This is a genomic window from Streptomyces sp. RKND-216, assembly GCF_004795255.1.
In the GTDB taxonomy this organism is placed as follows: Bacteria; Actinomycetota; Actinomycetes; order Streptomycetales; family Streptomycetaceae; genus Streptomyces; species Streptomyces hazeniae.
The window spans coordinates 1-12,780 of record NZ_SSBQ01000001.1 but is presented as its reverse complement, the minus strand read 5'-3'; the positions used below and the strand labels follow the sequence as shown (position 1 = coordinate 12,780).

General features: G+C 71.0%; 12 protein-coding genes and 1 pseudogene. All 13 read left to right on the top strand.

Going from position 1 to position 12,780, the window contains the following annotated elements; genetic code table 11:
• The first annotated feature begins 248 nt into the window (after nucleotides 1-248).
• On the top strand, nucleotides 249-1,043 hold the full coding sequence (locus tag E4198_RS00065; protein WP_136181295.1) for a GntR family transcriptional regulator: 795 nt from the start codon (nucleotides 249-251) through the stop codon (nucleotides 1,041-1,043).
• On the top strand, nucleotides 1,043-1,819 hold the full coding sequence (locus E4198_RS00060) for a glycosyltransferase (protein WP_136181294.1): 777 nt from the start codon (nucleotides 1,043-1,045) through the stop codon (nucleotides 1,817-1,819). The genes E4198_RS00065 and E4198_RS00060 overlap by 1 nt, the downstream gene beginning before the upstream one ends.
• Nucleotides 1,820-2,431: 612 nt before the next feature.
• A complete protein-coding gene (locus E4198_RS00055) occupies nucleotides 2,432-3,517 on the top strand; it encodes a hypothetical protein (protein WP_136181293.1) in 1,086 nt (361 codons plus the stop codon).
• Nucleotides 3,518-3,593: 76 nt separating this feature from the next.
• On the top strand, nucleotides 3,594-4,988 hold the full coding sequence (gene dnaB, locus E4198_RS00050; protein ID WP_136181292.1) for a replicative DNA helicase: 1,395 nt from the start codon (nucleotides 3,594-3,596) through the stop codon (nucleotides 4,986-4,988).
• A 23-nt stretch (nucleotides 4,989-5,011) separates the two neighbouring features.
• The gene (locus E4198_RS00045; protein WP_136181291.1) at nucleotides 5,012-7,219 is read left to right on the top strand and encodes a Mucin-19; all 2,208 of its coding nucleotides are present in this window, start codon (nucleotides 5,012-5,014) and stop codon (nucleotides 7,217-7,219) included.
• Complete coding sequence (locus tag E4198_RS00040) at nucleotides 7,216-7,482, top strand: hypothetical protein (RefSeq protein WP_136181290.1); 267 nt, start codon at nucleotides 7,216-7,218, stop codon at nucleotides 7,480-7,482. The genes E4198_RS00045 and E4198_RS00040 overlap by 4 nt, the downstream gene beginning before the upstream one ends.
• Nucleotides 7,479-8,234 (top strand): hypothetical protein, encoded by a 756-nt coding sequence (locus E4198_RS00035; protein WP_136181289.1) that lies wholly within the window; start codon nucleotides 7,479-7,481, stop codon nucleotides 8,232-8,234. Before E4198_RS00040 ends, E4198_RS00035 begins: the two co-directional genes overlap by 4 nt.
• 177 nt (nucleotides 8,235-8,411) lie before the next feature.
• The gene (locus tag E4198_RS00030) at nucleotides 8,412-8,876 is read left to right on the top strand and encodes a hypothetical protein (RefSeq protein WP_136181288.1); all 465 of its coding nucleotides are present in this window, start codon (nucleotides 8,412-8,414) and stop codon (nucleotides 8,874-8,876) included.
• Nucleotides 8,877-8,914: 38 nt separating this feature from the next.
• Nucleotides 8,915-9,211, top strand: a complete 297-nt coding sequence (locus E4198_RS00025; RefSeq protein ID WP_136181287.1) for a hypothetical protein — start codon at nucleotides 8,915-8,917, stop codon at nucleotides 9,209-9,211.
• An 8-nt stretch (nucleotides 9,212-9,219) separates the two neighbouring features.
• Nucleotides 9,220-9,531 (top strand): hypothetical protein, encoded by a 312-nt coding sequence (locus tag E4198_RS00020; RefSeq protein ID WP_136181286.1) that lies wholly within the window; start codon nucleotides 9,220-9,222, stop codon nucleotides 9,529-9,531.
• A 600-nt stretch (nucleotides 9,532-10,131) separates the two neighbouring features.
• Nucleotides 10,132-11,496 (top strand): replication-relaxation family protein, encoded by a 1,365-nt coding sequence (locus E4198_RS00015; RefSeq protein WP_136181285.1) that lies wholly within the window; start codon nucleotides 10,132-10,134, stop codon nucleotides 11,494-11,496.
• 183 nt (nucleotides 11,497-11,679) lie between these two features.
• Entirely contained in the window at nucleotides 11,680-12,000 is a 321-nt protein-coding gene (locus tag E4198_RS00010; protein WP_136181284.1) for a hypothetical protein, read from the top strand.
• Between the two features lie 310 nt (nucleotides 12,001-12,310).
• Nucleotides 12,311-12,780: pseudogene (locus E4198_RS00005) on the top strand (hypothetical protein); the annotation flags it as partial.

Genomic DNA, 12,780 nt, shown 5'->3' with positions numbered 1-12,780 from the left:
GTTCCTCTCTTGTCGGGCGGCTCGTGGGCGGCTCCCCGGAAGGTCCCTGCAGGACCGGGGAGCCGTTTTGGCATGGCGGTGCTCAATGTGATGCACCCCAGGTCGGTCAATCCATCCTGTGCTGCATCGCTCGATATGGACACTGACACGCCAACCGATACCCCGTCAAGCATCCAGCACGTGATGGATTATGAATCCGTCCTAGGCTGGTTGTTGCATGACGTGATCGAACGTGGGAATGTACGGCCATGGCTGTTGCAGGGAAGTACCAGGAGCTCGCCGCGGCGATGGCGCGGCTCGTCGAAACCGAGCTGGCGCCCGGGGATCAATTCCCGACGGTGCCCGAACTGGCTGAACGGTTTGGGGTGCACCGCAACACGGCTTCCCGCGCAGTGCAGCACTTGAAGGAGCAGGGGCTGCTGTCCGGCAAGGGTGGGGGGAAGACATGGGTCCGCGTGCCGCCGGCACCAACCGTGAGGCGCAACACGCGCTACCAGGAGGAGAAGGATCTCGTCCTGCGCCCGGAGGCGGAGCGTCGCAGCTGTGGTGTCGCTGAGTGGGAGTCAGGCATCTCCTTGACCACCGTGTACGAGGACACCGCCCGCCACGATGTGGTCGACGCTCCCGACTGGGTCGCGGAGATTCTTGAGATCGAGCCAGGAGCGAAGGTGTTGCGTCGCACTCGGACCCGCCGCCACCGCAAGGGCGCGGGTGCTTCGTGTTCCGTGTCGTACCTGCCGTACGAGCTGGCCTCCCGTAACCCCGAGTTGTTCGACGAGAGCCGTGACCCGTGGCCAGGCGGCACCATGCACCAGCTGCACACCCTCGGGATTGAGGTTGACCGTATCGAGGACCATGTCACCGCGAGCATGCCGACCGACGAAGAGGTCGCGGAGCAGGACATCCCCCCGGGAGTCCCCGTGCTGAGGGACCTCAAGATCACCTACGCGACATCCGGACGCGCGGTCGAGGTGGCCGCTCTTCCGTTCCCCGCCGACCGGGCCAAGCTCGTCTTCGTGACCCCTCTGGAGCGCTGGTCCTGATGCCTACGATTTCGATCATCACCCCGGTCTACGAGGGCGGCGACGCACATCTGCACGAGGTGCGCGCGACGTTGGAGAATCAGGTACTTCCGGCCGGCTGGTCTCTGCAGTGGGTCGTGCAGGAGGACGGACTGACCGGCCAGCCGCTCGACCCCCTGCCCGTCGCCTCGTGGATCTCCACTGGCGTAGGTCGGCACGGTGGCGCAGCCCGCGCGCGCAACCTCGCTCTGCACCGCGTCACGGGCCAACTGGTGCGGTGTCTCGATGCCGACGACCTCCTGCCGGATGACGAGGCGCTCGCGCGCGACATCGACCTGCTCATCGCCCAGCCGCATCTCGGCTGGTGCGTGTCACCGGCGATCGATCTGCTGCCCGACGGCACGATGCGGCCCGGCCCCAACGATCCGCCCCCGGGGCAGCTGCCACCAGGCGTGCTCGCCGACGGCCTCCGGGCGGATCAGCTCCAGGTCGTAGGCACGTCGATGACCGTCTACACCGAGCTGCTGCACATCGTGGGCGGGTGGCCGGCTCTCCCCGCCACCGAGGACGTCGCCGTGATGCTGGCCTGCGAGGCCGTCGCCGACGGCTGGATGCAGGAGAAGCCCGGCGAGATCTACCGCAAGCACCCGCAGCAGTCAACGGCCCGCCCCGAGCACCATGCCCTCGAGGAGCGCGCTGCTCGCATCGAGGTGCTGCTCGCCCGAGCGGATGCCCTGCGCCGTACGGGGTGGCGATGGTCCCCCGACCGGCGACGCATCGCCGCCAGCGGGAGCTGAGCTATCGTCCGCCCATCGCTACACCGAGAGGAACAAACCGTGCTCATCGGGGAGTGGGGTCGCAGCCCGCCACAAAGCGACGGCCGACCTGTCGCCACAACAGATCGGCCGTCATATCGACTGCAGGCCCTTGCCAAGCTCGCGAGTCGTGAAGTGCGGTTCGGTGACCGCGGTGCCACTTCCTGAGGGAAGTCTGGTCACCGCGGCCCAGGATAAACAGATACTCGATGGCTGCACACCACCAGCGGGTGTGATGTCCGGAATCTGATCCCCGCCCCGTCCTCACGGCTCCCCAACCTCACTCGGGGAGACCACACACATGCACTCCGTACGCCACCGTCGGCGGCCCATCGCCGCGGGAGGCGACCGTTACCGTTCCGCAACCACACGCTTGTCACATCGACCCCCTCTCGATGGACTTGGTCTTGGTGTGGACACGTATTCGCCCAGCTCACAGGCCGTCAACTCCGGAACGTTGCCCTGCTCCCGCCTCGTTCATGTCACAGATGTCACACCATGCCCTTCTTTCACACCTGCACCGCGTGACAGCAAGGGCAGCTACAGCGTGCGCGGCGTCGGGCTGCACGCCGTGCACGGGTTGGGGGGAAGCCGATGAGGTGGGAACGAGGTCACGACCCGGTCGGCCCGACGTGGACGACGCTGGACAACCTGATCATCGACGATGACTTGTCCTGCCGCGCCCTGGGCCTGCTGACTCGGTGGCTGCGACGGCCGCCGGGGGCCGAGCTCGACAGCATCACCGACATGATCAAGCGGGCCAAGCGGGCCGGGAAGAAGCGCATGGAGGGCCGCGACGCCCTGTACGGCGCTTCCTATGAGCTGGAGGCCGCCGGCTACCTGGTGCGCGAGCTGGCGACGGGCGCCGGAGGCCGCCACGAGTGGGTGGTCCGCATCTACGCCCAGCCCGTCCCCCCTGAGCACCGCTCGGATCCGCAGGACCGCAAGCGCGGGAGCACCAAGCAGTCGCGCTCCACTCCCAAGGAGCAGCCCTCGAAGCAGCCGAAGAGCGCAAAGCCGCAGGTCGCACCGATTACGGGTTTCCAGGAATCGGGGAACCAGGAATCGGGTTCCCCGGATTCGGAGGATCCGGATTCGGGAAACCAGGCTTCCTCCTATAAGGACTCTCTTAATGACTCTCTCTCTGGTCACAGCCGTCACATCGGCGACAGCCCGCGGGCGGAGGGAGCGAGAGAGACGGCTACGCCGAACAGCAACGCGCCCGGCCCGGTGCCCCTGCCCCGTAGCTCAGGCGCAGGGCAGAGGACCGTTGGGCCGACGGCTCCGGCCTCTCCTACCGACGACGAGCGTCTGGACGATGTCCTGTCGATGCTCAGCTCGCTGCCGGGAAAGCCGGGGCGGCACGACGCGCTGGACCTGGCACCGCTGGTGATGGAAGCACTGGAGGGCGGCATGTGGACGCTGCCCGCGTTGCGGCGCCACCTTGCACGCAGGTGCGATCCGGATCGTGTCTTCGACGTGGGTGCGATCTACCGCCATCAGCTCAAGCGCCTGCCCGACACCCCGCCTACTGGCGACCACCCCGCCACGATCAGTGCGGCGACCCGGAACTGCGACGAGTGCCACGGCTCGGGATTCGCGCACGACCCGACCACGTTTCTGCCGCTCAACCCGCTGAGGCCGTGTGCCTGTCGTAAGGCATTGGAACCCAGCGCCTGACCCGCACAGGTGTGGCGGCCGGAGACCTTGCCCGGCCCGGCCGCCACAGCGAATCCCAACGAACGGAGATCCACTGATGAGCGTACCCACCCAGTCCAACCACGACGATGACCCGGTCGCCGCTCGCGGCTTCGAACGCGTCCGGCCTCAGGAGCTGGAGGCCGAGCAGTGCGTCTTGGGCGGCATGCTGCTGTCCACCGACGCTATCGACGACGTGACCGAAGTCCTGCGCGGCCCGGCTGGCGCACACGACTTCTACCGCCCCGCCCACCAGACGATCTACAGCCACATCCTCGCCCTGTACGCCCAGGGCGAGCCCGTTGACCCGATTACCCTGAAGGCCGCTTTGCTCAGCTCCGGTGACCTTGACCGCGCGGGCGGCCCTGGTTACCTGCACCAGCTGGTGGAAGTCGTGCCCACCGCGGCGACCGCCGCAGCCTACGCACAGATCGTCGCCGACGCGGCCGTCGACCGCCGCCTGATCGAGGCTGGCACCCGCATCATCCAGAGCGGCTACACCCGCGACGGGGACGTTGAGGACCGGGTTCAGGACGCCGAGCGCGAGGTCTACTCCGTCGCGCAGCGCCGGGTGGAGGACACCCTCACCCACGTCACCGACGGCATCGCCGACACCATCGATGACATTGAGGCCGCCGGCCGCCGCAAGCCCGGCGAACTGACCGGCGTCCCGACCGGCTTCACCGATCTGGACTCCCTCACCGAGGGCTTGCAGCCCGGCCAGCTCATCATCATCGCCGCCCGGCCCTCCGTTGGTAAGTCCACGCTGGCGCTCGACTGGGCCCGCGGATGCAGCATCAAACACGGCCGCCCGGCTGTTTTCTTCTCCCTGGAGATGGGCCGCAAGGAGCTGCAGCAGCGGTTGCTGTCAGCAGAGGGGTCCGTGCCGCTGCACCACATCCGCTCTGGCAAGGTCGATGAGGAAGGCTGGAAGCGCCTGGCCCGCGCGAAGACCAAGATCGACGCCTCGCCTCTGTTCCTGGACGACTCCCCGGAACTGAACGCTCTGGTCATCCGTACCAAAGCCCGACGACTCAAGCAGCGCCAGGGCCTGGACCTCGTCATCGTCGACTACCTGCAGCTGATGCAGCACGGCGGCTCCCGCCGCGTAGAAAGCCGCCAGCAGGAAGTCTCCGACATGTCGCGGCAGATGAAGCTGATGGCCAAAGAACTTCAGGTCCCGGTCGTCGCCATCTCTCAGCTCAACCGCAACCCCGAGCAGCGCACCGACAAGAAGCCTCAGACCTCGGACCTGCGTGAGAGCGGCGCGCTGGAGCAGGACGCGGACATGATCGTTCTGCTGCACCGTGAAGACGTCTACGAGCGGGAGTCCTCACGCGCGGGCGAGGCCGACATGATCGTTTCCAAGCATCGGAACGGCCCCACCGCGACCATCACCACTGCCTTTCAGGGCCACTACAGCCGGTTCGTCGACATGGCCACAGGCCTGTGAGCGCGAGCGCGAAAGGGGACCCCATGAACAGCAAGGACTTCACCGCCGGGCTTCGGGACCTGCGCGGCCTGCGCGACGACATCAAGGAGCTGCGGCGGGAGTTGGCACAGCTGGAGGCTGACCGGGACAAGCAGATCGCCGTGCTTGGTGGCTACGAGAAGGCGAAGGCGGACCGGATCGCCCCGGCCGCCGGCCTGTCGGTCGCCGATGTCGTCGCCTTGGTGCCCTCCCTTGGCCCGCAGAAGCCCGCCACAGCGCCTCCCACGGCTTCGGCCGGGGAAGCGCCCGCCGATCACGAGACGGCCGCTCACAGCGCCGTACAGCCCTCCGCAGTTGAGGGTGCCGCCGCGCCTGACCTGCGTCACCGTGCCACGGAGCCCGCGGCCGCCGCGCCGCCGGCCGCGCCCGACGTTGAGCGGTCGGGAGCCGAGGAGCCGGTCGACGACGACGGCGGCCAGGAGCAGCCGCCCGCCGTACCGGTGCCTGCACCCGCGGCTGCGCCCGTGTCCGCTGGGCCGGTGGGGGAGCGGACCCTCCCGTCGATCCCGGTCGGTGAGGCGGGTGACGCGTGGTTCGGGGTGACGCCGGGTCTGGCGTCGAAGCGCCCGACGTTCACGCAGCAGGCCCGCCAGATGGCGTTCCTGGACACCGGCACCGGCGTGCTGGTGCACCGTGACCAGACCGTGCGCCTGGACCTCGGCACGGGTTCGGTAGGGGAGATCCTGACCGCCGTGTACGCGACGGTGCCAGCGTCGGTGGAGCGGATCTACATCACCGGCGGGGACCCCTGGCACCGGGATGCGGAGCGGTACCCGTTCCTTCGGGACGCGGTCGCGGCCTGGCTGAACGCCCCCCTCCCCGAGGGCTGGACGGTGGAGTCGACCCGGGGCCGGGACCGGCTGGCCGGCCACCTGGTCCACGAACGCCGGCCGGTGGGCCGGTGGCAGCGCGGCGACCAGCACACCGAAATCCGCAGCGTGGGGGAGTGGTTCGACCCGGCCGGTGCCGACCCGGCCACCGTGCGGGACGCGTTCGTGCTGCTGTGGCAGGAGCTGCGCCGCCACTGGAGCGACGTGGTCTTGATGGGGGCGCCGTCGCAGACCGGCCGGGACCTGTGGACCCGCACCATCCCCGCCAAGCCCGGCTCGCGCTGGGCCGAGGGGTATCCGGTGATGTCGGAGGAGGTCCGTGGCCTGCTCCACGCCACCGCTGGGCAGGGCCGCACCGAACTGCTCACCCCACCCCACGTCCCCGCCACACTCCCTCAGCTGACGGAGCTGGACCGCACCTTTGCCTACGCCAAGCACACCTGGGCCTCCGGCGTCGGCGCACCCCGCCGCGTCACCGCCCACACTTTCGCCGCCATGACCGAGAAGGAACAGGTCAACGCCCTGTACGCCCCCTCGCACTGGCACATCCGCGTCACCGTCCCCGACGGCTGGGACCACGTCGGGCTGCTCCCCGCCCCGGCCGCCGGCGACAAGGCCTGGCACTACCCGGCTGAAGGGGGCCGCACGTTCACCACCTGGGCCGGCGGGGCAGAGGTCAACCTCGCCCTGCGCAACCCCATCGCCCCGTGGAAGGTGGAGATCCTGGACGGGCTGCTGTGGGAGTCCGGCACCCCACTGCGCGAGTGGTCCACCCGCCTCAAGGACGCCTGGTCCGCCCTGCAGACCCTCGCAGCCACCCACGGCGACGAGCGTCAGCGCCTGGCGGCGCACCTGGCCTCCCGCGGCGTGCGCTCGATCCTGCTGTACGGCATCGGCGGGTTCGCGCAGCGCCCGCGAATCACCACCGGCTCCACCCCGGTCGGCCGCGAGCACGAGGTGCCCGCGGGTGCGCAGATCATCGGATCGGACGCGACCTCGATCACCTGGCAGCGGCACGGCGGGTTCTCCCGCGACCCCAACGCCCACCCCGAGTGGGCCGCCGGGGTGTGGTCCGCCGCCCGCGCCGCGCTGCTGTCCACCCGCGCCAAGACCCCCGACGGCGCCACCGCGCACGTCGGCGCCCTCCACCTCCCCGCACGGTCCGTCGTCGCCTTCCGCACCGACGCGATCTACACCACCGCCCGCCCCGACTGGCCCTACCACGGCCAGCCCGGCGACTACCTCCTCAAGGGCCACCTGCCGATGGAGCTCACCGCACCCACCACCGAGGACGACCTCCTCACCCTCCAGTCCCTGGGCCGCGCCCACCTTGCCGACCAGCAGCAGGGGGCGGGCCGATGAGCAGCCTGGATGCGGTGCAGTGGTGGGGCACCTGGGAACACCCGGCCTGCGGAGCGAGCGGCGAGGACCAGTTCGCCGACGACGCCATCCTTGACCCCGACCACGACTGCGCCCTGGAGGGCGAGGTGGTCTGGCACGCCGAATGGGACTGCGAGGTTTGCGGGTCCTCCTGCGTCGAGATCTTCACCGACGGCCTGTCGGCCTCCTCCGGCCACGACTGCGACGAGGACCAGGACGACGACCTTGAGGAGGTGGCCGCGTGACCCCGCGCAGGCGCCGCACCACCGGCGGCCGCGGCCGCCGCCAGACCGGGCAGCCGGGCGAGGCCGCCCGCCTCACACAGGAACTCCTCAACGCCGGCTACACCAAGCGCGACGTCGGCCGCATCATCGGCCGCAACCCCTCCCTGGTGTCGCAGTTCTTCACCAAGGGCAAGGGCGCCTCCTACGTCGAAGGCCTACGCGCCGCCGTCCAGGAGATGCAGGTCGGCGCCGCAACAGGAGTCGACGAACTGAAGTCGGTCGCCCAGCCGCACATCGGCCGCCGCCTCGCCAAGGGCGGCAACGTCGCCCGCGTCCGTGGCAAGGACGTCATCGCCACCCCCGGCAAGTCCCGCGCCGCACGGGCGGCCAAGCAGCACATCGCCTCTGGCGCCTCCCGGCTCCGCCCGGTCGTCGAAGGCACCGCGGCCGACGGCGGGAAACTGGCGTTCACGGTGCGGGCGAAGAAGGGCGCGTTCCTCATCGGCTCCGGCCGCCGCAACGACTCACCCGGCATCCGCCGCGGCGTGGTGCAGCGCCGGGACGGCACCGAGGAACGCAGCTACGGCGCCTCGGCCGGTCCCGGCTTCCCTGAGGACGCCGGGTTCGACGCCGTGGAGTGGCAGAACCGGGTGGAGGCCGCCGGCGGCGACGTCGCCCAGGCCGTGCGCGACTGGATGGTCACCACCGGTCGCCTCGCCCCCGACGCCCAGCTCACGCACCTCGAGGTACGCGGCTGGAAACCCACAGTCTGACCAGCACCGAACAACAGGTGTGGCCCGCCAGCGCCGCGCTGGCGGGCCACACGCACCCTCGGCGGCCGTCGGGCCGAGGAGATGTCCCGGCCGTTGATCACGCCGACCTGTGTCACATCGCGTGGCCGGACGTCGGCGGCGGTACGGGGCCCGCACGGCGGGGTACTGCTGCATCCCATGAGTAGCGACGAACCCGCAGACTGCCCCTCCCCCGCCCACCGGCGCCCGCCCGGCACGAGCGACGCCGACGTGGACGCGGCCGCCAAGCTGTCCGGCGCGCTGGAGATCGTGGAGCGGGCGCGTGGCCACCTCTACGCCTTCCATCACCTGACCGGCCGTGCCGACGGCCGCCTCGATACCGCCCTGGACTCGTTGCGCGAAGCCGGCCACGACGCGCTGGCCGAGCAGGTGGCCACCGAGCTGCTCGGCCGCAACGTTCTGGCTGGCCGGTGGACCTTCCAGATCGTCGAGGAGTACGACGACGACTACTACGCCACCTTCCGCGCCCTGGAGAAACAGGTGCGCGACCAGCTGACGGACGGGCGCCGGCACATCGCCGAAGCGGAGATGAAGGAGAGCCGCCGCACCCACGGCCACGACGCGCACAGGGCAACACCCTCGACGGCTGCCGAAGAGTCCTGAGCGCAGGGCGCCGGTACGCCCGGCGTAAGGTCGGCGGAGTGAGCATGCTGCGCGAGGACCAGGACGCCGAAGAGGTCGCGCCGTGGCGCCCCGGCGACGGGCCTAAGCCGGCCGTGCACGTCTTCCCGCCCAGCGAGCGGCCGATGCTGCGCGTACGGACGCAGGGCCGCTGGCACACCACCGTGGTCCTCGCCCGCTACGACCACCACGACGGCCGCGCCGCATACCAGGTCGACATCAACCTCACGATCGACGGCCTGCACCACGTCGGCACCAGCCGCACCTACTGGTGGAACCCGAAGGCGATGAAGCCGGTCCGGCCCGGCACTCGTTGACCCAGGACGTGACCCACCTCGACCCCGAGCTGCTGGCGTGCGATGCCGCCGCGCTGCACACCGCTCACACCGCCGGCACCTGGCACCCGATGCCCGAGGAGACCGCGGCCGCCGACCACCTCGCCCGCGGCCAGTGGAACGCGGCCCTGTTCGACGCCGTGCTGCGCGCGATCCCCGGGCTCGCCGGCGGGAGTCTGGCCGGGGTGCTCGCGGTGGCGGCCGCCGTCCTCGAGGACCCGGCGGCCGATGACCGGCCGGAGGTGGCCGACGCACTCCTGCGCCTTCGGCAGCTGGTCGACGTCATGACCGAAGCCGCGTGACCGGTCACCGCATCGGTCACGCCCCGCCGGTCATGACCGATCGGTCGGCGCCGTGACCGGTCACCGGACCGCCCCGGTGATCGGTCACCGTTCGCGGTATTCGACGGCGTGACCGGTCACGGCCACACCGACGGCCGGGCGCGGCCCGGAGCACCGGCGAAGGGGCTTGCCCAGCTCCGCAGAAGGCTTGCCCGCGAGCAAAGCGCGGCAGCAAATAGCTTGCCCATCCACGGTGGGCAAGCCTTTCACCTGCCGTTTTGGTGCAGGCTGGGGTCCACGTCGATCAACGGGGAGGAGCGACGCGATGACCACCACGTCCACCTGCACGCCGGCCGCCCGCCCGCCGGGCGCCGCGCCCGGCGGCTGCTTCCGGGTCCACTACCGGGCCCCCTTCCGAGACCACTACCGTCACCCGGCCTCCCCCACGGCACATCTCGCCTGGTCAGGGCAGCTTTCCGGACTTGCCCAGGCTGCCGACACCCCTTCTCCACGCGAGAGCCGTGGGGGAGGGGATTGCTTCTGGTCGGTGGGGCCGGCGCCGCTCGCTCGGCTCGCCCTCAGCCCAGCCCGTCGGCAGCTGCTCGCCGCTGGGGGTGTGGCATGAGCGCCGGCGGCAGGCGGTATCCGGCCGGTTCGACGGCAAGGTTGCGCGCGGACGTCCTCGCCGTCCTGGGTGTGCTTAAGGTCGCCACGCCGGAGCAGATCACCCGCATCACTCGGCCCGACCTGTTCGCCGCCGGCCGTGCGGAGCCGACCAAGGCGCACCGCAACGCCGCTCTGGATCTGGCGCGGCATCGGGAGACGGTCTCGGAGGGCCGCACTGTGGAGGGCAAGAAGCTGTGGGGTCTGACGCCTCTGGGCCTGGAGTCGGCCGGCCGCGTGCTGGACCGGCCGCTCGAGGAGATGGGCACCGTCGCCCGCGGGGTCGGCCGCCACGGCGCCGCCCACGCGATGGCCGTCAATGACACCGTGGCCGCGTTCCTCCAACCCGCCTCCGGCCGCGGCCTGGGCTCCCTGGCTGGCTGGTCGACGGAGGTGCCGCTCCCGGCCGTGGGCACCTGGACCCGGCCGGGCCGCGGCGGCGTCCGCGCCGACGCCGTCCTCACCGCCCCCGAGGACAACGTGCCGCTGCTGTTCGTCGAAGTGGACTGCGGGCACATGAGCGCGGAGCGCATCGCCGCGAAACTCCCGGCCTACCTGCGCTTCCTGAACCGGACGGTGAAGGACACCGACGGCCGCCCACGGCCGATGTGGCGAACGCGCTGGCCCGCCACCACTGGCACCACCCTCGGCGAGGGCCTGTATCCGCCGGAGTCGAAGTACCCGCCGCTGCTGCTGGTCTTCACCGGCCGCTCCCCAGGCGGGCTTCACCGGCTGACGAAGGAGGTCTGCCGGCTCACCGCTGGGCAGTGGGCGCCGTACCGGGTGCAGGCCAACGGCGCGACGGCCATCCGGGAGGAGGACGCCGCTTACCGGGACTACCGCGACGCCCTGCCGGTCCTGGCCACCACCTTGGACCGACTCGTCGAACACGGCCCTCGAGGCGCGGTGTTCTGGCGCTTCGGCCACGACCGGTGGGAGCCCCTGCACCAGGCGCTCGCCGACCCCGACGGCGCCCAGGCCTACCGCGACCGCCGGCGCCGGGAAGAGGAGCGCCGACAGGAGCAGCAGCGGCGGGCTGAGGCCGAACGCGAGGCCCGGCTGCCGAAGTGCACCCAGTGCGGTGCCCGGTTCAGCGAGACCCGCATCGCGTACCTGGCCGGCGAAGACGGCCGCGACGACCCGCACCCGGAGCTCTGCCACACCTGCGCGTACACCGTCGAGCACGACGCTAGGATGGCCGAACTCGAAGCCCAGAAGGCCGCCCGCCAGGCGGCCGAAGAAGCCGAACTGGAAGACGAGGACGAGGAGTACCGCCGCAGTCAGCGCCTCCACCGCCGCCTGTGGCGCCACCTGCGCATCTGAGGCCGGGCCTGTCGCGTTGCCCTGTCGCGCATGCTGTCGCGCCGGGGCCTGTCGCGTGCCGTGACCTGCGCCAAGACCTCGTGACCCGCCCCGTGAGCCCAGACGCGACAGCCCGCGCGCGACGCAGGCCTGCGCCGGGTCTCTGCCCCCGCCCTCTGGCAGCGCCACCACCGGCGTGTCACCGTGGAGGAGCCCTACGGCTGGGGGAGGGAGGCGGGTGAACTGCACGAGGTGCGGGGCGACCGTGATACAGGGGCCGGGCGGGGGATGGTCGTGCAACAACTGCGGAGCGAGTGGATGACGAACCAGGCGGCCCAGCACGGGGTAATGGTGAACTGCGCCCACTGCGGGTGGAGCAGCGTGCCGATCGGACCGTACGGCGGCTACGTCTGCCCGCAGTGCTTCCACACCGAGGAACCACCGGCCGTGCACACCACGCCGACCGCGAGCTCCGGGCCGGAGACGGCCGCCGACGACGAACCGGAAACGCCGGCACCCCACTGACCCCACCCACCAACCCCGGTGCCGGGCCGTGACGCCGACAGCGGCTCCCTCGTTGCACCGGGCAGCACACTGTCACCCCCCGATGTGCACCCGGGCCCCGGCGTCGCTGTCAGCGCCGGGGCCCACCGCGGCCCACCCGCCGGCTCCCTCACCGACCTGGCGGTCTGGCCCCTGCACCTCCCAGGCTCCAAGCTGGGAGGTGAAGAAGGCGTTTTCCCTGGTAGTCGCGTTCCTGAGAGACGAGCTGGGAGCCTGAGAAGCCCCGCCCACCTACCCGCCCCTGACGCATCCTGGAAGGGTCAGGGACGTCTTGGCGTCCTTCCGCGGCCGGGAGGAGCTGCTGGTGCCGGAGAAGCGCCCGCGGGGCTATCAGCCGTACTGGCGGCCTCGTACGCCCACCCTGGAGCTGCTCGCGGCCGTGGATGCGGTCCTGGACCGGTACGCCGACCATCTACCGGTCACGATCCGGCAGGTCTTCTACGCCGCGGTCTCCGACGGCGTCCTGCCGAAGACCGAGCGCGGCTACCGGCGCCTGCAGGAGACCCTCGGCATGGCCCGCCGCGCCGGCCGCATCCCGTGGGAGGCGATCCGGGACGAGTCCGGCACCGCCGCCGTGCCGGCCGCGTTCGCCGGGCCGGACGCCTTCCGCGCCGGGCTGCGCCGCGCGACCGAGGGCTACCGCCTGGACCGCCAGGAAGGGCAGCCGGTGCGGCTGGAGGTGTGGTGCGAGGCGGCGGGGATGGTCCCCCAGCTCGCCGCGATCGCCGACCCCTACGGCAT